This is a genomic window from Paenibacillus ottowii (genome assembly GCF_006874425.1).
GTDB lineage: Bacteria > Bacillota > Bacilli > Paenibacillales > Paenibacillaceae > Paenibacillus > Paenibacillus ottowii.
In genome coordinates this window covers 107,059-131,717 of record NZ_VIJZ01000011.1, presented here as the reverse complement: position 1 = coordinate 131,717, position 24,659 = coordinate 107,059, and the positions used below count along the sequence as shown (strand labels likewise).

The window sequence follows — 24,659 nt, the reverse complement described above, 5'->3', positions numbered from 1 at the left end:
GTCTTTAATTAAATGTTTTATGAAGTGGTCGGAGCTGTATCGAGCTGCTTAAATAGATTAGATGTTGTATAAAAGTACAGATACGACATAAGGGAGTGCGACAATGTGGGGATTGAAGGTGTCTTATGCATTGCCATTTTATGCATTACGTATTTCATAATCAGTAGTTTGGCTCATTCTTCTTTTGTTCAAAAGCTTGCAGCACGATTGTTTGAGGATTTTTATAGAGACTATGATGTTGACCCTTGGAAAGAAAATAAAAAGTCATAAATGTGACCTGACAGGCAGGGAGCTTTAGCAATTAAGGGAGGCTTATTTATGTTTAAACTGGTAGTAAGTGATTTGGATGGTACTTTTCTGAACAATAGTGGTACGTTTGATATTGAATTATTTAATCAGGTGTATAAAGAGATGCAAGAAAATAATATCTCCTTTGTTGCTTGTACAGGTAAGCAATGTGAAAGAGTCGAAGAATTGTTTGGTGAGCATGGAAAAGGGATCTGGATTTTGGGGGACAGTGCGACTCGCATTAAAAAGGATGGAGTCGTTGTAAAAGAGTTTACAATTGAACGTAATATAGCATTACAAGCGATCAATCAAATTGAAGCTTTTGCTAATGATTTTATTATCATAGCATGTACAACAGAAGGAGCTTATGTTCATTCTCATATTCAAGAAGAGTATTATAAAATTGTGAAGGGCTCTTATAAGGAAGTTAGGAAGATTGATTCGTTTGATCAAATAAATAGCAACTTTCTAAAAATAACTGTTTACGATCCATCCGGGAGAAGTTCCTTGTTAAGAAAACATGTTGAAGAGGCACTGCTAGATCAAATTTATATTGTAGATTCTGAAGCAAATTGGCTGGATATCACAGCGCTTCATACTCATAAAGGGGAGACGGTAAAAAAACTCCAAGAGATATTGGGTGTTACTGAGGATGAAACCATGTCTTTTGGAGATGGTGAAAATGATGTGGAGCTTATGAGTATTGCCAAATACAGTTTTGCTGTAAAAAATGCCTGTGAGAACACTAAAAATGCAGCAAGTTTTATTACCAAATCCAATGAAGAGAATGGTGTGTTATTAACAATAAAGAAAATGATGGATTTACAAAAGCATTAATGGTGCTATTTACAACTACATGCAGTCAGACTATCTGAAGTATAAGACAAAATAAAAGCAAAAGAGCGTGCCTTTAGCTTAAGACACGCCTTTTTGTATTCACCAAGTTTACATAATATAGATTATGTTTATTTCATACATATAACATTCCGAAGCATGTATTTCTCATGAAGAACCTGCACATGCGTTTACTTTTCATTTTCCGGAGGACATTCAATGATTAGCCCCTGAACATGCTTGCGCGCGAGAAGCTTCCGTTTTTTACGATTTTCCTTGGTTTCGAAAACAATATCCAAATCATAGTCGTCTGGATACAATTCTGTGGCAGCGATGTGAAGGACGAGCCTCTTTTTGTTTATGATCTGCTTCTGTCCTTGAATCAAAATCCCTACATTGCCTCGCTCATCCTCGGTTTTATATACAATTCCGGTTCGATCCAGGTAGCCGACATACACACTATCTCCCAGGACAAATGGTTTGGAATGGAGAGGGAGTTCTTGTTTCCTCTGTTTTGCGATTTTTTGGTCTGTAGACGCTTTTTCAAGGGAGGTTTTATCTACATCATCAGACTTTTTATCCTCAAAAGGAGGAGGAATAACATGCGATTTTTGTGAATTCTGCGCCGTCCTTCCAGCAGAAATGGCTTCAGATCGCTCGATAATACGAGTCCACATGCCTAGCTTTAGAGCAATTTGGTACGCATAGCTTTCCCCTGCCTCCCCGATGCGAAGTCGGTACAAGGGTTGCAACGTTTCGGTATCAAACTCCATACGAGCATTTTGAAATCCGGGTGTGTTTTCAGCAAAATGCTTGATTTCGCTAAAGTGGGTGGTAGCCACTACCGTCGCCCGGCGACGATGAAATTCCTCCAATAGTGCGATTGATAGGCCCACACCTTCTCCCGGATCGGTACCAGAGGCCATTTCGTCGATTAGGATCAGAGTAGAGCTGCCTGCTGTTTCCAAAATGTCAATCATGTTGCGGATATGTGCAGAAAAGGTGCTCAAAGCATGCTCAATACTTTGGCCATCCCCAATGTCTACCACAATGTCTTCGAATACAGCCATGCGGCTACCTTGCAGAACAGGTACCAGCAGGGCGGATTGCACCATGAGTGTTAACAAACCGACACTTTTAAGGGCCATCGTTTTCCCGCCTGTATTCGGTCCGGTAATAATAAGTGATGAATAACCCTCACCAATTGAGAAGTCTAGCGGCACCATCGTATGAGCCATCAACGGGTGACGTGCACCATGAAGATTTATAATCCCGTCTTCGTTAAGCTCGACAGAGACCGCATCCAGAGTCAATGCGTATTTGGCTTTAGCCAATAAAAAATCCAGTGCACCTACCGTCTCTGTATTAATGCTTAGCTCCCGGCTGTATGACTCAGCCATTGCGGTCAGGTCTCCCAGTACTTTCATTTCTTCTTTGGATTCTTCTGCCATGTTTGCGCTCTGTTCGAATTGCAGATTTACGATCTCTGCAGGTTCAACATAGACGGTTTGGCCGCTTCCTGATTCATCCAGTACATTGCCTTTCACCTGTTTACGGAATTCTTTTTTGATCGGAAGCACGTAACGGCCATTGCGTTGACTGATCATATTGTCTTGCATGATGGATCGGTGCCGGCTGGTGAGAGAGTCCAGTTTTCTCTTTATGCGTTCTTCAGTAACTGCAATTTTTTTGCGAATTTTAGCTAGTTCTTTACTAGCGTGATCCGTCACTCGACCCGAATAAATGCATCTCTCGATTTCGGATAGGAATGTCTCCATGCCATACATGGATGAGGTATAAGCACTGACAGTTGGAGCAACATCCGCTTTGGCATGCATATATTTCATCAACTGCATGCAACTTCTAATGAATTGAGCCAAATGGGAAAAATCATGCTCGCTGAACATATAGCCGGTTCCTAAGAGGTGAAGTATGTGCTCCATTCCTTCCAACGAAGGAACAGGTACGCTAGCTCCGTGACGAATGAGCTGTAAAGCTTCGCTCGTTTCGCTAAGACGAATTCGGATGGTACGGATATCTGTAATTGGCTGCATGGTAGCGGCATGATGCTTACCCAGGTACGAAAAGGCACATTCAGATACTCTTGTTTTAATCTGATCATATTCCAAACGCAGCATTGTAGTTTCATTCATGAATAAATCTCTCCTTTTTAGTTGTGTTTAGCAGGACTTTCAACAAACTTTTCTGGAAAATAAAAAAGGGCGGAGAATGAACAAACGTTCATTCTCCGCCCTTTAAGGGAGAGGGAATGTATCATCAAATAAGCCTATAATCCAGCATATGCTTTTTCCATTTCTGCGTTTTAATCCATAGGCCAACCAACATATCAGCTAATTGGCTTATAAATAGGAAAACGTGTAAAAGGAGTTAACGAAGCTGGAAACAAAAAAACCGTGCTGAACACAGCACGGAATAAGGCCTAAATGAAAATAATCCCTAAGGCGATTTATGATATCCGCATGTTCTTAACTAATACCAGGGTAAAAACTCAGCAAGAAACAAACCTGTCCCAGAAGGGAACAAGCACCTGAGGGTCTTCCCTGAATATGCAATTGCTTAGTTAAGAACGTTCACCGACATTAAAATCTCTCCCTTAATTGAAGATATATCCATAATATACGATCAGACAGGTATTGAAGTCAAGGTCGATTTGTTTATTTTGAATTTAAGAAGCCGCCCGGTGTATGGCATGTCATATGTCCCGGGCGGTTTCTTATGGTTTTATTTAGAATCAGCGGATGTCACAGCTTGTACAGATTGTCTGTCACGAAGCAGTGGTAACAACAGCATCGCTCCAACTAAAAATAAAGCGGCACTCACCGTATATACAGTGATCAGGGAGGATGCGCTTTTGAGTGTTCCGCCGATGCTCATCCCAACGACCATCATCCCGGAAAATAGGGGAGAGAGGGCACCGCCGACGCGACCGATAAAAGCAGCTTCGGCATTTTTCATCATCATCGTGTTGATACCAATATGGATGCACGGATAAAATAGTCCGCTGAATACTTGTAATGCCATTGTCAACACAATATTGTGCGACCATCCGACTCCAAAGGTGGTCAGTGTGCTGATCAAAAGTCCGGTCACCAGCAGCAATTGCGGCTGTACTTTTTTGGCAATCCCCATAATCAGGCCACCTCCCACGAGCATAGCTGCTCCGTTAGCCATTAATGGCCATTGTAGGAATTCCTTGTTTTGCCCAAGATTCTCAATGGCGACAAAAATCATTAATGGTTGAATAAGTCCGACCGCCAGCCCAATTACGGTAAATGTTCCGCCAAGCGTGCGAAGTGTGCGGTTATTCCATACATAACGTATTCCTTCTTTAAGCTCTTGAATGAAATGAGTTGGTTGATCGGTTATCTCAAGCACTTGTTCGTCTTGTGGAATACGAGTCAAAACAAGCGCCGAGATGAGAAACAATATCCCGGTTATAGACAATGAAACGAAGATTCCATAGTGTTGATAAATAAATGTGCCGATTACAGGACCGATAACCATAAACAATGCCATAAGAGACTGAAAAAGGGCCATCACTCCCTGGAGCTGCTCTGGGGCAACATGCTGCTTAAATATTTTCATCGCAGACGGCTGAGAAAATTGGGATAGAATCGCCGAAAAGAAAGTGGATAGCAAAAGCACCTGCCATGATCCGTACCATAATGCGAGCAACACGATAAAAATAGATGCGGCCGACAGCAGATCGCAACTAACCATTGTCCGTTTAGGCCGCCAACGATCCGCGAACGTGCCTCCAATGATGGCAAACAGAAAGATAGGCGCAAATTCAGCAACCGAAATGAGTGACACGTATTTGGGATCATTATGAGTCAGATCTGTTACATACAACAGTATGGCAAAGTTTCGCACCCAGATGCCCAAATTGAGCAGTGCATTGGAGGCGATAATGGTCCTTATATATGGATTTTTAAACAACAACAATCTCTCCTTTTCTGTTTTCAGGGCATCACCCTTAATGTCTGTGTTTTTATAAACAAAATTATAGTTTGTCTATATAACACTAGATAATATAATAAAAGTACTGCTATTTAGTCAAATGTTTTTTTAAAATCATAGACGAAGCAAAGCAGGGAGAAGGAAGTGGTTAGGTTTACATAATATTTGTTATGTAAAATTTAGGCGAGTCTTTATCTATCAGAATCTGAATCCCGATGTACCTTTTAAAATCATAGTGATATAATTACGCGTACATGCCTGAAAAGGAGCGTATAAAACGTAAATGAACTTTCAAGTGGACTTTTTATCTTTTTTTGTTATTCAGGTAGATGGGAAAGAAGGACAAGGCGGTAAGTCCTACAAGCATTATGCTACAATGGATGACTATGATTACGACGAGAGTGATGTCAAAAAATTTCTGGATGGGGAATTTGCTCGTATAAGTAAGCGAAAGGTTGAAAAAAACCCCAGCACAGAGCAGGCACCGACCAAAATCGGCCGCTTTATCGTCGAACCGGAACATGAACTAAGCAGTAATCCGAATTTCAATATGTTTGCCCGACTACGTGCAGCTGAAGATAAGGAAGATTTTAAAAATGCATGTGATGACCTGGTGCGAATGTATCTGGATACAAGCGCGGTAAGAGGTGGAGCACTGATCATAGTACAGGCCACATTGAATACCCACTCTGACGACCCGTTTATTTTTGTACTCAAATGTGATTTTGAACCTAAAATTGCACGGATTACTGAAAGTAGCCTGGTCAGTGAAGTCGAAATGGCCATTTCAGCCCGGAATATGAAATCCATCATGTATCCTTACATGCTGGAGGAGGGGATGAACGATGAATGGGAGCTTAAAATCCACCAGTCTTCGCATGCACGGTATTTTGAAGACTTTCTAAAATTTGTTACTTATGAGCAATCCATGCCGGAAATCGTTAATGAGCATGTCATGGGCTTTGTTCAGAACTATGTAGAAACCAAATGGCCGGATGCATCTAATGAAGAAAGACAGCAGGAAGAGCGAGATCTGGAGCTATGGGCGGCCAGCGAAAAGCGAGATTTGCAAGGGAAGTGGGACCCCCTTCAGGTCGTAGAAGCAGCGCAGCATATTGTCGAGCTAAAACCGGAAATTGAAGTTCGTTTCAAACTGGATGACACGGTTGTACGTGGGTTACTATCCGATTTTGGTGCCAAGCTGCATATCACGAAACTTCATGATAGATATGCACTTATTATTGAAGGTGACGCATTTACGTTTGAAAAGGGATTTTCACCGATTGAGCTACTTCAACCTGAATCCTTTGAAACGGTGGCTGAGCGGCTCAAAGAGAAACGGCAATATGAGAATGAGGGTATGGATGGCGATACGCCCCCTTGGTAATTAGTTGCGATACCAAGGCGACAAACGGAATTATATGATAATAAACAGGCCTCACAACGGATGCACCCGCTGTGAGGCCTCTTTTTGTATAGCTATAATGTTTCTTGGCTTACATATGCACTTTGCTAATCTGGTCTTTCAGCTTGTCCGCAGATTGAATGAACCTTGCACGTTCCTCGTCATTGAGCGGAAGATCCAAAATTTCACGTACTCCATTGTGATCCACGATACTAGGTACACCTAAATAAACATCAGATACACCGTTATAATCTTCCAGCAGAGTGGACACATTAAGTACAGATCCCTCATCCCCAAGGATAGCAGCTACGATGCGGTCGAGAGCCAGTCCGATGGCATAAGATGTTGCGCCTTTGGCATCTATAATTTCATAGGCAGCATTTTTGGTATTTTCAAAAATTTCATTTTTCGTTTCTTCACCTAGTTCCAGAGGTGTTCCAGCAACGTTAGCTGTACTCCATACAGGCAATTCGGAGTCACCGTGTTCACCAATAATATGAGCGTGGATACTTCGTGGGTCAATACCCTTTTCCTTCCCGATCAGATAGCGGAACCGTGCGCTATCCAGTAATGTACCCGATCCAATAACTCTGCTTGAAGGCCAACCACTGCGTTTCCAAGAGATGTAGGAGAGAATGTCAACCGGGTTGGTTGCAATTAGCAAAATACCATGGTTATTGACCTTGACAATATTATCAATAATACTTTCGAATATTTCGGCATTACGCTTCAGCAGATCGATGCGTGTCTCACCAGGTTTTTGTGAAGCGCCTGCTGTAACGATAATGATATCTGCATCACGGCAGTCTTCATAATCACCCGCCCACACTTTAACGCCACCGAGAAAAGGAAGGCCATGATTCATATCGAGCATTTCCCCCTTTGCCTTTTTGACGTTGACATCAATAAAGACAAGTTCTGACATGCGTTGGCGCAGCAGCAGGGTGTAACCAGTTGTTGTGCCAACCGCTCCCATGCCGACAATAGCTACTCTACTTCGTTTGTAAGGTTTTAAGCTCATTAAATCCTCATCTCCTTCTCGGGTTGTATACCTTTTCATTTTGGGATATTACTTTAAAATTTATGTTTCTGACTTAGTGTACCGTATATAATTACCCGCAGTAAAGAAATATGACATTTTTCCTTGACTTCAAAGGCTAGCTCGCTAATAATTAATCGAACGATAGGAACATGCACTAAAGCGTTGCAGCATCGATATTGACGTAAGAAATTATGGAAAGAGGATTAGTAATATGGACTTATTTCGAAAAAAGACAGACTTGCTCCCGCATGAGGAAAGCGGATCTACAGGTCGCTTAAAGAGAACCATGGGACCTTTTGATCTCACCATGCTGGGAGTAGGATGCATCATCGGAACAGGGATTTTTGTTATTACTGGCAAGGCAGCAGCAGAAAATGCAGGTCCCGGCTTGATGCTATCTTTTGTTATTGCAGGGATTGCCTGTGTACTGGCGGCCTTGTGCTATGCAGAGCTTTCCTCTACAGTTCCCGCGGCAGGGAGCGCTTATGCATATAGTTATATTGTATTTGGAGAAGTTCTGGCCTGGGTACTGGGTTGGGACTTGATTCTGGAATATGGAGTGGCGGCCGCCTCTGTGAGTAGTGGCTGGTCTGCTTACTTTCAAGGCTTACTGGCCGGATTTGATATACATTTACCGTTAGCTTTAACCGCAGCCTTTGATTCGACCAAGGGGACCGTTATTGATCTGCCAGCCGTATGCATCATCATGCTTATCACACTATTGCTAAGTCTCGGAGCCAAGGAAACGGTTCGGTTCAACTTTATAATGGTTTGTGTCAAAGTTGGGGTTGTACTGTTGTTTATTGGGATTGGAATCTTTTATGTTAAGCCTGCTAACTGGACACCATTTTTGCCTTATGGATTTTCCGGTGTTTTGAGTGCTGCGGCAATCGTATTTTTCGCTTATCTGGGATTCGATGCTATCTCAACTGCAGCCGAAGAAGTACGCAATCCGCAGCGGAACATGCCCATCGGCATTATCGCCTCTCTGGCGATTTGCACAATACTGTATATTGCTGTTTCCGTTGTACTAACGGGAATGGTACCTTATACGCAGTTGGGCGTTAGCGACCCGGTTGCGTTTGCTCTTCGCTTTATTCATCAGGATTTTGTAGCAGGATTAATTTCACTCGGTGCGATTGCGGGAATGACGACTGTTTTACTGGTGCTGTTGTATGGTCAAACGCGATTAATTTTTTCGATGTCACGCGATGGTCTTTTACCCGTTTTTTTATCTAAGGTAAATACCAAAACTCAAACACCGATTCGAAGCACTTGGTTGGTGGGCAGCATTATTGCATTGGCTAGCGGATTGTTCCCGTTGCACGCACTGACCAATCTGACGAGTATTGGGACCCTGTTCGCTTTTGCTGTAGTTTCCGTTGGGGTCATTGTTCTGCGTAAGACACGCCCGGATTTGAAAAGAGGGTTTACCGTACCATGGGTTCCGTTACTCCCACTTTTGAGTGCTTTAGTTTGTATCGGTCTGATGATTCAGCTTCATATCAGCACCTGGATCGGATTTATTGTGTGGCTACTACTCGGATTACTGATTTATTTCTTCTATGGGTATCACAAAAGTTTGTTGAACCGTAAATCCTGATCACTTTTATCTTAGTTTAAAATAAGCCGGTATCCTGCACTTTTGTGAAGGAGCCGTTTTTTTTTGTCATTGCGCGAAAAGTGTCACATAGGGTCGTTTATGGTATAATTCTGTTTCAGATAAGCTTTTGGCACGTGATTACCGCATGCCATCGAGGGAGGACTTTGATATGAAACTGCGCTGGCGTGCGCTCTTGGGAGGAGCAGTGCTATTGACGGGCATCTTGCTAACGGCCTGTTCTACTGAAACCCCAAAAACTGTAACTAAACCTCCGATTGAGGAACCAGATGACCAGGGACAGACGATAACTATTAATCCGCCGATAACCCCAAAGGCAGGGGATCCAAACGCAAAATATGTGGTACAGACACGAATTGCGGATTTCCATTTAATCGATAACAATAAAGGGTTGGTTTGGGGAGTTACCCGTAATGAGCTTCGGCTTTATGATACTCATGATGGTGGGAAAACGTGGAATAATATTTCCCCCTCCGAAAACGTCCAATTTCAAGATAAGCTTGAATATGGCAAGGATATCAGTTTCACAGATTCCCGTCACGGTTGGGTCGTCCGTCAAAATCTGGACCAAACTGCAACGGTCATTCTAAGAACAGCGGATGGAGGGCAGAGCTGGGATGTATCAGCACTACCTAGCGGAGCCCATGTAAGCTCGATACAATATGTAAATCCTACCACAGGCTGGATCATGGCTTATACCAAATTGAATGAGCATTATGAACAAAAAATGCTGTATCACACCACGGACGGAGGAGCTACGTGGAATAAAGTTGCGCAGAGCTCTGGTATGACATCCAACAAATCAGGCTCAGGTTTACCCGATCAAGGCAGTATGGCAGGGATGAGCTTTTCTCCCGACAATCAGGGTTTTGTGGCGATCAATATGGACAGCAAGGTGAAGTTGTATAAAACTACGAATCAAGGGAAAACGTGGACTCCAGTTGCTAACCGCATGCAGGGTTGCCCTCAGGCCAAGGCAGAAGCTCAGCAGTCTCTTGAAGGCAACAGTTCCTCATTTTGGATTCCGGTTCTCTGCTATGGGGATAAAGGTGTAAAATATAGTGGACTGTTTACGAATAATACAGGAACACAATGGAACGATGTGTCTTTAGGTCTGAGTAGTAATAGTAGTTCTATAACTCCTGGGCGTACCTTTCTAAGTGGTAAGGAAGGATGGGTCCTAACCGATAACGGAATGAGCCGTACAATGGATGGAGGGAAGACGTGGATCAGTCTCAAAGGCAATAAGGTGCTGCCTTCGAAGCTAAAAGACTATCCGCGATCAGTCAAGCTGCGTTTTGCTTCTTCATCGGTAGGTTGGCTGCTTTTGGAACGACTCGACGACAAGAAATCACTGCTTTTAAAAACAACAGACGGCGGTGTAAACTGGAAAATTTTATAATCACGAAAAACGTAATTGCCCTGGGAAATACCCTAGGGCGTTTTATTTTTAAAAAAATTTAAATTTTATATGATAATATGTGAAAAAAATCACAAACCAACAAATGAGCCACTGTTATACTAAACCTGTAAACAACGATAGGAGTGATAATCATGAGAGCGAATCAGGATCATATGTTAACCCAATACTACCTTCAATTTTGTTACACTTGTCAGGATGCCTACGGTTGCACGACTGAAGAGGACTGCAAGCATTGCGCAGAGCGTTACGCCGAAGAAGAATATGAAGTTCTGGATGAAACACAACGTTATCTCCAACTTGTACATGTGTAAATCGATGAGCTATTCTGATATCGCCATATCTTGAGCCTCCCGGATTATTCCGTGGAGGCTCTTGGCGTTCTTAAGGGTTGCTATCAAATTTGGGCGGTAACATACATATACTGTTACCGAAGGCTAAAGGTAGGTCAGGATGCCCGGTGGTTTCTCTGTGGAATGCCTGGCGGAGAGGAGTGCGGTGCATGGGATTTGAGTCATTATGGATGTTCGATTGGCTGGGTACGGTATTGCCCGTATTTTTCGTAGTTGTGTTGGGTATTGTCGTGTTGTCTGCGAGCAGGGAAGTCATGGAATGGAGCAGGAACAAACGACAGCCTGTATTGACGGTGGGTTCCCGAATTACGGCCAGAAGGACACATCTCCAGCAAAGGCGCCAGGAGGAACAAGGGACTCGAACGTATACCTTTTATTATGTAACCTTTGAGGTGGAGAGTGGCGACAGAATGGAGTTCAAGGTATCTGGGGAAGAATACGGTCAATGTGCTGAAGGGGATGAGGGACGGCTTACTTTTCAAGGTACAAGGTATATCGGGTTTCAGCGTCTTAATCGCTATAGTTTGGAGCAGGTAAAAATGTAGAATTCAGTCAAAATGTTCATGGTCATTTAACAGCCTTCTGCGAGGAACCAGGGTAGGGGGCTGTGCATGTTTCTTGTACGGCATATTTTGGTACATATATACTAAAACAGAGTAGTGCAGAGGAGGAATGAGTCGTGTCATTTGAAGGACAAGTTGTTATAGTAACAGGAGCAGCGCATGGCATCGGTAAAGAGGTCGCTTTTGCCTACGCTGCTCAGGGGGCCAGAGTCGTGTTTGCTGACCACAATGAGGAAGAAGGCGCCGCAGCTGCAGCTGCAGCCCGGAACGAAGGCCATCAGGCCATTTTTATTCCTTGTGATGTGCGCAAGGAAGAAGATCTTGTAGCGCTAATCCGTGCCACAGAAGAAGAATACGGTACGATTCATACGTTGATTAACAATGCAGGCGTGTCCAGATGGAAATCTCCATATGAGCTAACTGTAGTAGAATGGGACGACATTCTGAATACAAACGTACGCAGCTGTTTTATTGCAACAAGAGAAGCAGCTAAGGTAATGAAGCGAAACACAGAAGGTGGCTCAGTGGTTAATATGGCCTCTACACGAGCTTTCATGTCAGAGCCGGACACGGAAGCCTACGCGGCATCCAAAGGAGCCATAGCCGCCCTAACACATGCGATGGCCATATCGCTAGGAAAAGATCGGATTCGGGTCAATTGTATCAGTCCAGGATGGATTGAAACGGGGAGTTACGAGCAATTGCGTGCGGAAGACCATCAACAGCATCCAGCAGGGCGAGTAGGAACCCCTAAAGACATTGCGCGAGCCTGTCTATATTTGACACAACCCGGCAATGATTTTGTAACAGGCACGAATCTAGTGGTTGATGGTGGCATGATGCGTAAGATGATTTATGAGCCTTGATCAAAGCCTAAAAGAGTAGTCCCAGTGTTGGGGCTATTTTTTATTTTTTGGACTGTCACTTATTGGGCATTTGTACCATAGGATAGGGTATGTGATTGAGAAGCAAGGAGGTGACGCGGTGGCTGTAATCAAGACCAGCACAGAAGATGTAAGGACCCTTGCCCGGCTGATGCGGGCTGAGGCTGAAGGTGAAGGCGAGATGGGGATGCTCATGGTTGGCAATGTCGGTGTGAACCGAATTTTAGCCAATTGCCTGGATTTCCAAGGGATACGCCTCATGAATGACATGGTGTTTCAAAGTCCCGGAGGTTTTGAAGCTACTCAGAAGGGGTATTTTTATCAGAGAGCTCGTGATCGGGACGTTCGACTTGCCCAGCGTGTAATCAATGGTGAAAAAATACGTCCGGCATCCAATGCATTGTGGTTTTTCAGACCGGCTGGAGAATGTCCGGATACCTGGTATAACCAGACCAATACCGGTCGCTTTAAAGCCCACTGCTTTTTTAGCCCGACTGAAGAGGACTGCCCTAATGTATATTAGGCACCTTTCAGAATGGCTCGAAAATTTAAAATTAAATTAAAACCATTTTAGGAGGAATTTACATGATTTCACAGCAAGCTTACCGTCCCGTACCCTATGCTTCCGGCAATGGATATCCCGAATGGCCAAGAGGGATGGCTCCAGTCCAAACCATGCAGCCTATGACTGGCTTTCCACCTTCAGTAAGCAGTGGGAGTCCTATGACACCAACGGGTACGGTAGTGCAGGTTCAGACTCCGCAATACGAGCAATCATACATCGAGAATATTTTGCGCTTGAACTTGGGCAAAACGGGAACTTTTTATATGACCTATGAAAATAACCGTGAATGGAATGCGAAAATATTCAAGGGTATTCTAGAAGCAGCTGGTCGGGATCACATTATTATTAGTGATCCGGCAACAGGCAAACGGACTATTTTACTGATGTTAAACCTGGATTATGCAACTTTTGATGAGCCATTATTGTACCAATATCCCGGCGTCATCGGGAACCCGGGATCATCCCCGGTTCGCTGATGCCTTCATATATATGAGTCTACATCCTCTGCCAGACGGCAGGGGATGTATTTTGTTTATATTCTTTCTCAAATATAGTTGCTTTCTTGGTGGTAAGAGGCGAAAACGAGAGCTTTCCGACCTAAATGATAGAGGAGTTGATTTTTCTGACATGGCTTGTGGTTTGACTGTATAGAGTATAGTTATATAATTAAATATAAGCTGATGAATGATTGAATCATTTATGCGGAATATGGCTTAGGGAAGCCGGAAGGGGTGAATGTGTTGGGAAGTTGACGCTGCTTATGATGTGTTATCGTTCTGTCTATGATGAAACTATCCGAAGGAGGTGCGCCTGTCTGCCGTAATGACGGCTGATGGGGAGCATATTGAGTGACCCTTTACCGAGTATGTTTAACTTATTTATTGTTTTTGCATTAGTATTATTAAATGGTTTTTTTGTATCTGCGGAATTTGCCATGGTGAAGGTCAGAGGCAGCCGTATAGAAACCTTGGTGGAGGCGGGCAATAAAAAGGCCGTATATGCCGCCAATATGATACACAATTTGGACGCTTATTTGTCTGCCTGCCAATTGGGCATTACCCTAGCATCATTAGGACTGGGATGGATCGGAGAGCCGGCCATCGCACATTTGATTGAACCTGTATTTACAGCCGCTGGCTTGGGAGCAGTATATGTGCACGGTACTGCCGTGGTCATTGCATTTATTGTCATTACGATTTTGCATATTGTGTTGGGTGAATTGGCACCCAAAACGATAGCTATTCGTAAAGCTGAAACTATTACGCTGTATTCAGCCATGCTGATGACTTGGTTTTACAAGTTGATGTATCCATTCATATGGGCGTTGAATGGAATGGCGAACAGCCTGCTGCGTTTATTCCGTCTGGAGCCGGTATCCGAATACGACGATTCCGCGCATACAGGGGATGAAATACGCATTCTGATGAAAGAAAGCAATAAGAGCGGACTAATTGATAATACGGAATTGGCGCTTGTTGATAATATATTTGATTTTGCCGACACGACCGCCAGGGAAATCATGATTCCGCGCACGGAGATGATCTGTTTATACAGTAATGAGTCCACAGAAGAAAATCTCGCGATTGCAACGGAAAGCATGAGAACCCGTTATCCAATTTGTGCCGAAGATAAGGACCATATTATCGGCTTTATCCATATTAAAGATCTTCTACGTGCGAACACGCTCGATACTCGTACGATGATTCGACCGATCCTTGCTGTTCCGGAATCAACGCAAATTAGTGATCTGCTCAAACGCATGCAACGTAGCAAAACGCAAATTGCAATTTTGATTGATGAATACGGTGGCACATCGGGTATGGTAACGCTGGAAGATATTATGGAAGAAATCGTTGGTGAAATTCAGGATGAGTTCGATCAGGAACGTCCGAGTTGTGAGCGGATTAATGACGATGAATTTTCGATTGACGGTATGTTATTAATTGATGAAGTGAACGATCGCTTTGGACTGGATCTAGATCATGAGGATTATGATACAGTAGGAGGCTGGCTATACTCACATGTTGAGGTTATTCCTCCACAGCCTGGCCAGTCTGTAGTGTTTGAAGGATGTATGTTCATTGTAGAAGAAGTTGAAAACAAGCGGATTTCACGTATCCGGCTAATTAAACAGCCTATCGTCGTGGAGGAAGCAGGAGTCTCTTAACGGAAAAATTATGGAAAGCGGCCTTCAATCATGTGGGGTCGCTTTTTAATTTGTCTTCTTTACATTAAGAATATGAATTGATATGATATTCGTATTATTGTCAACCTGATAGAATGTTACTAAGTTGACAATGGAGTGGGTTTCTTTAAGCTGAAAATCTCGACTGGTTACATGATCATTGAACTAAGGGAGGCTAAAACATGAATTTATTCAATCAAGATGTAGATAAGGGTGTAGATTGGGGATTGCTGGCAAAAAAAGCGATCCGTTTCAGCAATCTGACGCTGGAAGAAGGCATGGCTGTACTGGAAGCGGACGATGTGGAATTATTACCGATTATGCAAGCTGCATTTCAGGTGCGGCATCATTTTTATGGAAAAAAAGTAAAGCTCAATATGATCATGAACGCCAAAAGTGGTCTGTGCCCAGAGGATTGTGGTTACTGCTCTCAATCCATCGTTTCCACAGCACCTGTCAGCAAGTATAGTATGCTGGACAAGGAATCACTTTTGGCTGGGGCGAGGGAAGCCATAGCACGAAAAGCAGGGACATATTGCATTGTAGCCTCTGGCAAAGGTCCGACAGATCGAGAACTGGATCAGGTAATTGATGCTGTGCAAGAAATTACTCGTACCATGCCGCTCAAGATTTGCGCTTGCTTGGGGATTCTAAAGGGAGATCAAGCACAGCGATTGGCAGATGCAGGGGTACACCGTTATAATCACAATTTAAATACAAGCAAGGCCAACTATCCCTCGATTACGACCACACATACATATGACCAACGCATCGAAACTGTGAAAATGGCTCAATCATACGGAATGTCTCCATGCTCTGGCGTGATTATCGGTATGGGAGAGACGAATGAGGAAATCGTTCAAATGGCTTATGCCTTAAGAGAATTGGATGCCGACTCAATTCCGATTAATTTCCTGAATCCAATCCCCGGAACTCCTTTGGAAGAAGCACAGCGGGTCTCGCCGATCCAAGCTTTGAAGGTGTTAGCACTGTTTCGGTTCATCTGTCCATCCAAGGAAATACGCGTCGCAGGTGGACGGGAATTGAATTTACGCTCATTACAACCACTATCTCTGTATGCAGCAAATTCGATCTTTGTAGGAGATTATTTAACGACAGAAGGCCAAGAAATTACCGCTGATCATCAAATGATAGAAGATCTTGGCTTTGAAATTGAGATGTGTGCCCTTTCAGCCGTATAATAGAGATGGTATAAACTTGGAAGGGAGAGTTGAACGATGAGCGAAAAAGTATTTATTAGTCCGGGTAAATATGTGCAAGGGAAAAATGTGATTGATAAAACAGGTCAATATGTTAAGCCTTTAGGTCATACGGCCTTGGTTATTGCGGACAAACTGGTTTGGGAGATCGCAGCCGATCGGGTAGTCAAAAGTCTGGAACAGGCCGATATTACTACGATAAAGGTTGAATTTCAAGGGGAAGCATCCAAAAATGAAGTGAACCGTATTGCTGATGAGGGGCGAAGCAACAAGGTCGATATTGTCATTGGTGTAGGTGGTGGTAAAACGCTGGATACCGCCAAAGCCGTTAATGAATTACTGGGTTCCTCGGTTGTGATTGTTCCAACGACCGCTTCTACAGATGCACCCACCAGTGCCCTTTCTGTTTTGTACACCGATGAGGGTGCATTTGATACGTATTCCTTTTTCAGTAAAAATCCGAGCTTAATCTTGGTCGATACGAAAGTCATATCTCAAGCGCCGCCTTTGTTCCTCTCCTCAGGCATTGCGGATGCCATGGCAACGTGGGTTGAAGCTCGCGCAGTCATTGAAGCACGTGCTACAACTATGGCAGGCGGCTTGCCAACCCTGGCGGCAGAAGCCATTGCGTCCAAGTGCGAGGAAGTTCTTTTCGATTACGGACTACAAGCTTATGAATCTGTGAAACGCAAAGTCGTTACACCGGCGCTTGAAGCGGTGGTGGAAGCCAATACGCTACTAAGCGGTCTGGGCTTTGAAAGCGGGGGCTTGGCAGGCGCACATGCCATTCACAACGGTTTTACCGTGCTGGAGGGAGATATTCATCACCTGACACATGGGCAAAAAGTAGCCTTTGGCACCTTAGTACAGCTTGCGTTGGAAAAGAGACCTTTAACTGAAGTGGAGCGGTATATTGATTTTTACTTAAAACTGGATCTGCCTGTTACGCTGGAAGACATTAAGCTGAAGGAAGCCTCCCGAGAGGATTTGTACCGGGTAGCTCAGGCTGCTACCAAAGAAGGCGAAACAGCTCACAATTTACCATTTGCTGTTACAGCAGATGATGTGCTTGATGCAATCTTAGCGGCTGACCAGTATTCCGTTGCCTACAAGGCTAAAATTGGTCATAGAAACTAACCCCATACTAATAAAGTAGATTCAGAGGCCGCTAATAAGCGGCTTTTTTCCATTATTTAACTTGCAGCTTATGGTATGATTTTCATGGTACATAATTAGGAAATGCCGGGAGTATATTTACGCCTCCCCTAAAATTTGCGAGGAGTTTAGCGATGGCAAAATGGAACGTAGAAGATCAAGGTACTCAATATACGATTGAGTACAAGCGTGGCTTTAATGGTGGAAAAATTATTGTGAATGGTAGCGAGCAGAAGGTGAAAAGCCAGAACGTATTTTTAAACTTGATTGATTTTCCAATAAGATTGAAGGAGAAAGCTGTGAATGTTGTAGTCATTGGCAACAAAGCAGATTTAGCTGTGGACGGTATATATCTTGGGTCCAACCAACCTTATGTTCCAGTAAGTAAGACTCCGGGCTGGAGTTGGGCTTTTGTCGTGGTCAGCTTGGTTATAGGGTGGTTATTTGCAGGCGTCCTTGGTCTGTGTTTAGGGATATTAGGTAGTATGTTCTATGTGAAATCATCTTTATCCTTACATCAAACCATTAATCGAAGAGTTGTAAGCTGCTTTATTGTTTTTTTCATCATCAGCGTAGTCCAAATTGTATTTGGACTTGCAGCGAATTACTGGATTAGTACGTTGTAAAAATAGTTTTAATACATCCTAAAGAATCAAGCAAGAAGGCTCTCCCGCATGAAGCGGCGAGAGCCTTTTTGCCATGTTAAATCGCCCAATTTCCTTTGCGGAAGATCGGTTCCTCAGTATTGTCCTCAGTAACGCCGTTGATGTCCATTTCACCTGAACCAATCATAAAGTCGACGTGAGTCAGACTGGAGTTCAGACCATTGGCAGCCAACTGCTCTTGAGTCATATCCTTACCACCTTTAAGGTTAAATGCATAAGCATTACCGATAGCCAGATGGTTCGAGGCATTTTCATCAAACAATGTATTGTAGAATAAAATATTTTTATCAGAGATCGGTGACTTGTGAGGCACGAGAGCAACCTCGCCCAGGTAATGTGAACCTTCGTCCATCTCTACGAGATGCTGGAGAGTCTCCAAGCCGGTTTCAGCCTGTACATCGACAATACGTCCATTTTCAAAGGTCAGTGAAAAGTTGTCGATGATATTGCCACTGTAGCTGAGAGGCTTGGTGCTGCTGACTTTACCGTTTACCCCCGTTTTAAGTGGAGCTGTAAATACTTCCTCAGTAGGCATGTTAGCTACAAAAGTATGTCCCTGTTGGTTGACGCTTTCGGCTGCTACCCACAGATGGTCTTTTGCAAGTTCGATGGTGAGGTCTGTGCCTGGGGCCAGATAATGCAGCTTTTTATAGCGTTTGGAGTTTAAGATATCAGCTTTGCTGGAGAGGGTTTTCAGATGCTCATTCCATGCCTCCACAGGGTTGTCCAGATCCACACGTACAGTGCTAAAAATGGCTTCCCACAGCTTATCCATTTGTTCGGAAGCTGGCAGATCAGGGAATACTTTAGCTGCCCATTCTGCTGAAGGATAAGCAATCAGAGACCAGCTGAACTTGTCAGCCATTTGGTATTCACGGTATTGCCGCAACTCATGTGATCGCACGCGCTGGGCAGCCGTAATTCTGCTGGACGGAATCCCTTGAAGCAAATCCGGATTCTCTGCAAGAACATGAAGGATAGCAGCGCCATTTTCGACTTCTTCAGTCATTTCAGCTGCGTACCATTTGGGAGCAATATTAAATGTTTCATCAGGAGCTAGTTCATACTGTAATCGGGTAACCGTCTCATCACTCCATTTTACTTTAACCAGTTTGGCTCCGACAGTATACGCTGATTTAACGATTAGTCGCACGAGATCGACAGACAAGATTGGCGCATGAACGATAAGTGTCTGCCCAGGTTGGACATTAGCGCCCACACGAACAGCTAATTCCGCATATTTCTGCAATTTTTGTTGAAAATCTGACATGTAACTTTCCTCCATTTCACGAAAAAGCCTCAAATAAGAATAGGGTAACTTGCATAGTTTTTTTGCAAATTCCACACATAGCTTATATATTGTACAATGTAACGAAAAGGTTCACAAATTAGTTTTGGTACTTTTTAGTGAAAATGAAAGGGCGGATAAATAAATGACAGAGCAAAATTCTTCTGAGGAATTGATAGAAGTACATATTCAGCAGGCACAAATGACAAGAGATGAGAATGGTGTATATTTAGGCCAAGTAGTATTTGGAGTGGACGGACAGAGCTCTATTTATGAAATTACCTTCCACAGTAAAAAGGGAAAAGAGTGGGATTATAGTCTTCATTTTGCGGGAGAGCCACGCCTGGAGGAAGAGATGCTACAAATGGATAGCTGGATTGAAGAGAACGATGATCTTTTCGACTATTTGCTGGATGCCGCATGGAGTAAATTACCCGAGTAATGTAAACATGGTCTATTTTCGTGACAAGCGGATTATATTTAGCAGTGTCCGCATAATCTGCTGACATGGGGGAAGCCTAAAGGTCGAGTATAACAGGAAATTCCATGTGAATAGGAGGGTGAAGCTTTGGCAAATCATCTGTTCACCGAAGGAATGACGGCAAATGAAGAGGCTGCTCCCGATCTCCTGAGCTTACGGACGCTGTTTGTAAATGTGTGTTTTATCGGAGAACCGGGAAGCCGATCCTGGGTGCTGGTGGATACGGGGATGGCAGGATTCACAGACTCGATTATACGCCTGGCTGAGGAACGGTTTACGGGGCCTCCGGTTGCTATTGTGCTTACTCACGGTCATTTCGACCATGTAGGGTCGGTTATTGAGTTGGTACAGCATTGGGGTACACCTGTGTACGCACACCCTTTGGAATTACCTTATTTAACAGGAATGAAAGATTATCAAAAACCTGACCCCAGTGTGGGGGGAGGTTTGATGTCAGGCATTTCCTTTTTGTACCCCAATGATGCTATAGATCTCGATGATCGTATCACTTCGCTGCCCCAAGATGGCAGTGTCCCTGGCGCCCCTGGTTGGAAGTGGCTTCATACACCAGGACATACGCCTGGCCATGTATCGCTTTTTCATGAGCGGAGACGCTTAATGGTCGCCGGTGACGCTTTTATCACGGTAAAGCAGGAATCAGCACTGGCTGTGCTTTTACAGGAAAAAGAAATCCACGGGCCGCCTGCGTATTTTACAACAGATTGGCAAGCTGCACAGCGGTCAGTGAAGATGCTGGCCGGTTTAAATCCTGCAATTGCAGTTACAGGGCATGGACATTACATGCATGGCACTGAGCTGACAGATCAGTTGGAGCGACTAGCTAGAGATTTTGAACACATGGCAGTACCCAAGCAGGGACGCTATGTGTAGTCATGTGTGTGAAGGACGATGCCTTGCGGGGCATCGTTTTTTTGTATTGTCGTGGAATTTTTTTGCTGGACATGGTATAGTCAAGCCAAAAGCTAAACGCTTTCATTAAACATCGTCATTTCATCAAGGAGGACTTTTGATGACACAACAGCATACTGCAATTGGTGATCTTTATTATGGAATACCGGCGATTCGTCTTAAATTTGGGCGATATGAAGCGGTTGCCCTGCCAGGAAACGGTGCAAATCTGATTTCTTTTCGTGACAATGAGACGGGATATTCTTTTCTGCGTGAGCCGGATGCTGAGAGCATAGAGGCTTTTAAACAAAGCCCATCCGTCTACGGAATTCCGTTTTTGTTCCCTCCGAATCGTTATGAGGACGGAAAATTCCTGTGGAATGGGGTTACATATGAGCTGCCAATTAATGAAGAGGCGACCCATAACCATTTGCATGGATTTTTGCACACCGTTCGGTGGGAAGTTGAGGACTATGGTTCCGGGGAGCAAGGTAGTTATGTGGTAATGAATCAGCATGTAAGGGAAGGGCATCCTATGTTCCGTTATCTACCCTTCACCTTTACAATTAAGCTGACGTACAGTATTGACGAATTTGGCCTGCATCAGCGTTATGTGATTCATAACGAAGGAGATCAACCGATTCCCAACTTGTTTGCCTTTCACACAGCCATTCGGGTTCCGTTTGTACCCGACAGCTCGCCTGAGGATTACAAGATTAAGGTTACGATCGGTGAACGGCGCGAGCTAACAGATCGATTACTGGCCACGGGACAGTTCCAACCGTTATCACCAGAAGAGGAGCTGATGAAGACAACAGGAGTTAGTCCTTATTTTGCCTCTATGGATAATCATTATACGGCGGCTCCGCAAGATGGGCGTAACTACATGGAACTCACACACAGCAAGACAGGTGCTACCCTTGTATACGATGTAGGCACTGCTTATAAGCATTGGATGATCTGGAATAACAAAGCGAACAAGGAATTCATCTGTCCTGAACCGCAAATGAACATGATTAATGCACCAAATCGACCAGACTTGCCTGCGGAAGACATCGGGTTAATTGCATTGGCGCCGGGGCATATTTTCGAAACAACCAGCCGTCTGTATTGTGTTACTCCTAATAAAACGAAATCTTAATATTTCTTTATCCTACTAAGCTTGCATCGTGATGGACGGTGCAGGCTTTTTCGGATGGTATGGCCTCATTTTAAAAAATGATGGGGAAAGAAAGATAAAAAGGTTGCAGGAGAGCAATGCGACATAGTATGATACAAAACAGGAGATGATCAGATGAATTACGAAATGGTGCCTTTTCAAGCCATCAAACGCAAGCAAATTGCCGATGAAGTAGCTGAGCAGCTGCAACGAAAAATTGCTGCTGGTGAATGGAACGTGGGCACTAAGATTCCAACCGAGCCCGAGCTTATGAAGCTTTTTGGAGTCGGACGATCTACCGTTCGGGAGGCGGTTAGCGTGCTGGTGCATGCCGGTCTACTAGAGAAAAAGCAGGGACACGGAACCTTTGTCTGCCAACCGACGACTTCTCAAGAACCATTGGATTACCGACTAAGTCGTGCTGAAATTATTGAGGTGTATGAAGTGCGGAGCGTCCTGGAACTGGAGATTGCCAGATTAGCTGCGTTACGTCGTAATGACGAAGATTTACGCTTAATGCGGGAAGCGCTGGACCGCCGAGCTGCGACATTGGCCGCTGGAGATATGAAAGGGTACTTGGATGCGGATATCACTTTTCACTTGGCTGTTGCAGCAGCTACAGGCAATAAGGTGCTTACGGACGTCTATCGTAGCTTTGTCGAGGCTATTCGCAAGGCGCTGAACAATCTTATCACGGATCCGGCGATGCAAAATCATTTTACACTTCAGCATGAAAAAATTTATGAAGCGATCTTAGATCAGGATGGCAAGGCTGCTGAGCTATATAGTATTCAGCATTTGGATGGCACCAAGCTTGAATTGCAAAAGCAAATGGGAAGTTCTTAATTTTTTTTAATTCTAAACATCAGATGATCAGATGAATAAAATGATGTAAAAACCTTCTATCAACGAGCATCTCCTAAAATCAAACCAAAGGTGGTATCTGTATGCGCAAAATATGGGTGTTGGACACAACGTTAAGAGATGGAGAACAATCACCAGGGGTTAGCTTAACCAGCACAGAAAAGGTGGAAATCGCTCTTCAGCTTCAGAAATTAGGCGTAGATCGGATTGAGACTGGCTTTCCAGCAACCTCACCTGGTGAGATCATCAGCATGCAGGAAATTGCCAAACAGGTCACCCAAGCAACACTGGTTGGTTTTGCACGCTCGAAAGAGCAGGATATTGATGCAGTCAGAGAAGCTCTACGGGGAGCAGAGGACGCTTGTCTTCATTTGTTCCTGGCTACCTCGCCAATTCATCGCCAGCACAAGCTGCGAATGGATAAAGCGAAAGTATTAGAGACTGCTGCCGCTGCTATTCGTTATGGGCGCAAGTATTTTAGCAAGGTAGAATTTTCGGCAGAGGATGCCAGTCGTACCGAACTGGACTTCATTTGTGAAGTTGTAGATATGGCAATTCGTGCTGGGGCTACAGTCGTCAATTTACCCGACACCGTGGGATATGCCTCGCCAGATCAGTTTGGAGAAATGTTTAGAGTTGTAAAACAACAAGTACCTGGTATCGAAAAAATACAGCTGAGCACACACTGTCACGATGATCTCGGCATGGCAACAGCTAATACGCTGGCAGCTATACGTAATGGGGTGGATCAATTTGAGGGTACCATCAACGGCATCGGTGAGCGAGCTGGGAATACACCAATTGAAGAGGTTGCGCTGGCCCTTGACACGAGAACCGAGCTGTATGGTGCACAAACGAGTCTGGTTTTGGAGGAACTGTATGCCACCAGTCGATTGGTAAGCAAACGTACGGGAATGTCGGTACCTGGAAACAAGGCCATTGTTGGGGCCAATGCATTTGCACACGAGTCCGGTATACACCAGGACGGCATGCTAAAGGAGCGTACAACGTATGAGATTGTGTCCCCTGAGCGGATTGGTCTCAAGACAAGTAAACTGGTATTAGGCAAGCATTCAGGACGTCATGCGTTTAAGGAAAAGCTGGCGGACATGGGCTTTGACATGTTGTCAGAGGAACAGCTTCAGGAGGCATTCCGCAAATTTAAAGCCTTGGCGGATAAGAAAAAACAGGTGCTGGATGAAGATTTGCTCGTTCTGATGGATGAGAGCCGCAATGCCGCTCCTCAAATTTACACATTAAATTCTATTCAGGTGTCTTATGGTAATCAGTCGGTCCCGGTCGCCTCCATACGGTTGAATAAGCAAGATGGTACATCGATTGATGAAGTAGCGATGGGGAATGGTTCTGTTGATGCGATTTTCAATGCGATAGACAAGGCCAGTGGTGAAATGGTGGAGCTGGAGGATTACTCCATCCAGTCTGTGACCTATGGCAAAGATGCGTTGGGGGAGGTACACGCTATTTTGAGACAAGGTGAATATACAGCACTGGGAAGAGGCACAAGTACAGATATTTTGGAAGCTAGCGCGAAAGCTTATATCGATGCCCTAAACAAGCTGCTGGGCAGAAAAGAAGTTCATGCCAAAAGCAATATCACGATTAGCTAAGGTTAGTAATCAAGCTCATAGTTGAATTTTTGAATTTTCCTTCTGTCTCCTCTGGCCTTATCGTAAAAAAGCGCTTGCAAAATATATGATAACATTTGAAATTTAATGTATAATAGGCAAGGAAGATCACCATATTTTGTCTGAATTAC

23 protein-coding genes are annotated in these 24,659 nt (G+C 44.1%); 19 read left to right on the top strand and 4 right to left on the bottom strand.

What is annotated here, in order from left to right; translation table 11 throughout:
- Positions 1-105 precede the first annotated feature (105 nt).
- Positions 106-270: a hypothetical protein gene (locus tag FKV70_RS26200; protein ID WP_167669745.1), complete on the top strand. Its 165-nt coding sequence runs from the start codon at positions 106-108 to the stop codon at positions 268-270.
- A 48-nt stretch (positions 271-318) separates the two neighbouring features.
- Positions 319-1,125 carry an HAD-IIB family hydrolase gene (locus FKV70_RS22050; RefSeq protein ID WP_142614485.1) on the top strand — a complete coding sequence of 269 codons (807 nt, stop codon included), beginning with the start codon at positions 319-321 and terminating at the stop codon, positions 1,123-1,125.
- Positions 1,126-1,313: 188 nt separating this feature from the next.
- Here the strand turns inward: FKV70_RS22050 and FKV70_RS22045 are convergent, their stop codons facing one another.
- Together FKV70_RS22045 and FKV70_RS22040 are read right to left on the bottom strand one after the other, a co-directional pair.
- Entirely contained in the window at positions 1,314-3,275 is a 1,962-nt protein-coding gene (locus FKV70_RS22045) for an endonuclease MutS2 (protein ID WP_142614483.1), read from the bottom strand.
- Positions 3,276-3,864: 589 nt separating this feature from the next.
- Positions 3,865-5,082 (bottom strand): MFS transporter, encoded by a 1,218-nt coding sequence (locus tag FKV70_RS22040; protein ID WP_142614482.1) that lies wholly within the window; start codon positions 5,080-5,082, stop codon positions 3,865-3,867.
- Positions 5,083-5,386: 304 nt separating this feature from the next.
- Here FKV70_RS22040 and FKV70_RS22035 point away from each other — a divergent pair, with 304 nt between their 5' ends.
- Positions 5,387-6,490 carry a DUF3900 domain-containing protein gene (locus FKV70_RS22035; protein ID WP_142614480.1) on the top strand — a complete coding sequence of 368 codons (1,104 nt, stop codon included), beginning with the start codon at positions 5,387-5,389 and terminating at the stop codon, positions 6,488-6,490.
- Positions 6,491-6,599: 109 nt separating this feature from the next.
- Here FKV70_RS22035 and FKV70_RS22030 read toward each other — a convergent pair whose 3' ends face one another.
- A complete protein-coding gene (locus tag FKV70_RS22030; protein ID WP_063210541.1) occupies positions 6,600-7,529 on the bottom strand; it encodes an L-lactate dehydrogenase in 930 nt (309 codons plus the stop codon).
- Positions 7,530-7,761: 232 nt separating this feature from the next.
- Here FKV70_RS22030 and bcaP point away from each other — a divergent pair, with 232 nt between their 5' ends.
- The 11 genes from bcaP to FKV70_RS21975 all read left to right on the top strand — a co-directional run bounded on the left by bcaP (position 7,762) and on the right by FKV70_RS21975 (position 18,142).
- Positions 7,762-9,153, top strand: a complete 1,392-nt coding sequence (bcaP, locus tag FKV70_RS22025) for a branched-chain amino acid transporter BcaP (RefSeq protein WP_142614477.1) — start codon at positions 7,762-7,764, stop codon at positions 9,151-9,153.
- A 169-nt stretch (positions 9,154-9,322) separates the two neighbouring features.
- Entirely contained in the window at positions 9,323-10,573 is a 1,251-nt protein-coding gene (locus tag FKV70_RS22020) for a YCF48-related protein (RefSeq protein WP_142614475.1), read from the top strand.
- Positions 10,574-10,725: 152 nt separating this feature from the next.
- The gene (locus tag FKV70_RS22015; RefSeq protein WP_142614473.1) at positions 10,726-10,905 is read left to right on the top strand and encodes a hypothetical protein; all 180 of its coding nucleotides are present in this window, start codon (positions 10,726-10,728) and stop codon (positions 10,903-10,905) included.
- A 188-nt stretch (positions 10,906-11,093) separates the two neighbouring features.
- Entirely contained in the window at positions 11,094-11,489 is a 396-nt protein-coding gene (locus FKV70_RS22010; RefSeq protein WP_142614471.1) for a DUF2500 domain-containing protein, read from the top strand.
- 134 nt (positions 11,490-11,623) lie between these two features.
- Positions 11,624-12,373 carry an SDR family NAD(P)-dependent oxidoreductase gene (locus FKV70_RS22005; protein ID WP_142614470.1) on the top strand — a complete coding sequence of 250 codons (750 nt, stop codon included), beginning with the start codon at positions 11,624-11,626 and terminating at the stop codon, positions 12,371-12,373.
- A 118-nt stretch (positions 12,374-12,491) separates the two neighbouring features.
- Positions 12,492-12,914, top strand: a complete 423-nt coding sequence (locus tag FKV70_RS22000; RefSeq protein WP_063210533.1) for a cell wall hydrolase — start codon at positions 12,492-12,494, stop codon at positions 12,912-12,914.
- Between the two features lie 62 nt (positions 12,915-12,976).
- Positions 12,977-13,432, top strand: a complete 456-nt coding sequence (gene gerQ, locus FKV70_RS21995) for a spore coat protein GerQ (protein ID WP_142614467.1) — start codon at positions 12,977-12,979, stop codon at positions 13,430-13,432.
- A 389-nt stretch (positions 13,433-13,821) separates the two neighbouring features.
- Entirely contained in the window at positions 13,822-15,123 is a 1,302-nt protein-coding gene (locus FKV70_RS21990; RefSeq protein ID WP_196771876.1) for a hemolysin family protein, read from the top strand.
- 200 nt (positions 15,124-15,323) lie between these two features.
- Positions 15,324-16,343: a biotin synthase BioB gene (gene bioB / locus FKV70_RS21985; protein WP_142614465.1), complete on the top strand. Its 1,020-nt coding sequence runs from the start codon at positions 15,324-15,326 to the stop codon at positions 16,341-16,343.
- 36 nt (positions 16,344-16,379) lie between these two features.
- The gene (locus FKV70_RS21980; protein ID WP_142614463.1) at positions 16,380-17,498 is read left to right on the top strand and encodes a glycerol dehydrogenase; all 1,119 of its coding nucleotides are present in this window, start codon (positions 16,380-16,382) and stop codon (positions 17,496-17,498) included.
- 152 nt (positions 17,499-17,650) lie between these two features.
- A complete protein-coding gene (locus FKV70_RS21975) occupies positions 17,651-18,142 on the top strand; it encodes a hypothetical protein (protein WP_142614461.1) in 492 nt (163 codons plus the stop codon).
- Positions 18,143-18,218: 76 nt separating this feature from the next.
- Here the strand turns inward: FKV70_RS21975 and FKV70_RS21970 are convergent, their stop codons facing one another.
- The gene (locus FKV70_RS21970) at positions 18,219-19,451 is read right to left on the bottom strand and encodes an aminopeptidase (RefSeq protein WP_142614459.1); all 1,233 of its coding nucleotides are present in this window, start codon (positions 19,449-19,451) and stop codon (positions 18,219-18,221) included.
- Positions 19,452-19,614: 163 nt separating this feature from the next.
- Here FKV70_RS21970 and FKV70_RS21965 point away from each other — a divergent pair, with 163 nt between their 5' ends.
- From FKV70_RS21965 to FKV70_RS21945, 5 genes are all read left to right on the top strand, one after another.
- Complete coding sequence (locus FKV70_RS21965) at positions 19,615-19,911, top strand: hypothetical protein (RefSeq protein WP_142614457.1); 297 nt, start codon at positions 19,615-19,617, stop codon at positions 19,909-19,911.
- Between the two features lie 126 nt (positions 19,912-20,037).
- On the top strand, positions 20,038-20,841 hold the full coding sequence (locus FKV70_RS21960) for an MBL fold metallo-hydrolase (RefSeq protein ID WP_142614455.1): 804 nt from the start codon (positions 20,038-20,040) through the stop codon (positions 20,839-20,841).
- Positions 20,842-20,980: 139 nt separating this feature from the next.
- The gene (locus tag FKV70_RS21955) at positions 20,981-22,000 is read left to right on the top strand and encodes an aldose 1-epimerase (protein ID WP_142614453.1); all 1,020 of its coding nucleotides are present in this window, start codon (positions 20,981-20,983) and stop codon (positions 21,998-22,000) included.
- A gap of 153 nt (positions 22,001-22,153) precedes the next feature.
- Positions 22,154-22,864 (top strand): FadR/GntR family transcriptional regulator, encoded by a 711-nt coding sequence (locus FKV70_RS21950; RefSeq protein ID WP_142614451.1) that lies wholly within the window; start codon positions 22,154-22,156, stop codon positions 22,862-22,864.
- Positions 22,865-22,965: 101 nt separating this feature from the next.
- Positions 22,966-24,510 carry a 2-isopropylmalate synthase gene (locus FKV70_RS21945; RefSeq protein ID WP_142614449.1) on the top strand — a complete coding sequence of 515 codons (1,545 nt, stop codon included), beginning with the start codon at positions 22,966-22,968 and terminating at the stop codon, positions 24,508-24,510.
- Positions 24,511-24,659: the final 149 nt, after the last annotated feature.

Bases quoted from the DNA above. Each gene is read 5' to 3' on its own strand.
- FKV70_RS21980 (WP_142614463.1), top strand. From the start codon at position 16,380: ATGAGCGAAAAAGTATTTATTAGTCCGGGTAAATATGTGCAAGGGAAA.
- FKV70_RS22050 (WP_142614485.1), top strand. From the start codon at position 319: ATGTTTAAACTGGTAGTAAGTGATTTGGATGGTACTTTTCTGAACAAT.
- FKV70_RS21950 (WP_142614451.1), top strand. From the start codon at position 22,154: ATGAATTACGAAATGGTGCCTTTTCAAGCCATCAAACGCAAGCAAATT.
- bioB (WP_142614465.1), top strand. From the start codon at position 15,324: ATGAATTTATTCAATCAAGATGTAGATAAGGGTGTAGATTGGGGATTG.
- FKV70_RS21990 (WP_196771876.1), top strand. From the start codon at position 13,822: ATGTTTAACTTATTTATTGTTTTTGCATTAGTATTATTAAATGGTTTT.
- FKV70_RS21955 (WP_142614453.1), top strand. From the start codon at position 20,981: ATGACACAACAGCATACTGCAATTGGTGATCTTTATTATGGAATACCG.
- FKV70_RS22015 (WP_142614473.1), top strand. From the start codon at position 10,726: ATGAGAGCGAATCAGGATCATATGTTAACCCAATACTACCTTCAATTT.
- FKV70_RS21975 (WP_142614461.1), top strand. From the start codon at position 17,651: ATGGCAAAATGGAACGTAGAAGATCAAGGTACTCAATATACGATTGAG.
- FKV70_RS21945 (WP_142614449.1), top strand. From the start codon at position 22,966: ATGCGCAAAATATGGGTGTTGGACACAACGTTAAGAGATGGAGAACAA.
- FKV70_RS22045 (WP_142614483.1), bottom strand. From the start codon at position 3,275: ATGAATGAAACTACAATGCTGCGTTTGGAATATGATCAGATTAAAACA.
- gerQ (WP_142614467.1), top strand. From the start codon at position 12,977: ATGATTTCACAGCAAGCTTACCGTCCCGTACCCTATGCTTCCGGCAAT.
- FKV70_RS21965 (WP_142614457.1), top strand. From the start codon at position 19,615: ATGACAGAGCAAAATTCTTCTGAGGAATTGATAGAAGTACATATTCAG.
- FKV70_RS22030 (WP_063210541.1), bottom strand. From the start codon at position 7,529: ATGAGCTTAAAACCTTACAAACGAAGTAGAGTAGCTATTGTCGGCATG.
- FKV70_RS22010 (WP_142614471.1), top strand. From the start codon at position 11,094: ATGGGATTTGAGTCATTATGGATGTTCGATTGGCTGGGTACGGTATTG.
- bcaP (WP_142614477.1), top strand. From the start codon at position 7,762: ATGGACTTATTTCGAAAAAAGACAGACTTGCTCCCGCATGAGGAAAGC.
- FKV70_RS22035 (WP_142614480.1), top strand. From the start codon at position 5,387: ATGAACTTTCAAGTGGACTTTTTATCTTTTTTTGTTATTCAGGTAGAT.
- FKV70_RS21970 (WP_142614459.1), bottom strand. From the start codon at position 19,451: ATGTCAGATTTTCAACAAAAATTGCAGAAATATGCGGAATTAGCTGTT.
- FKV70_RS22020 (WP_142614475.1), top strand. From the start codon at position 9,323: ATGAAACTGCGCTGGCGTGCGCTCTTGGGAGGAGCAGTGCTATTGACG.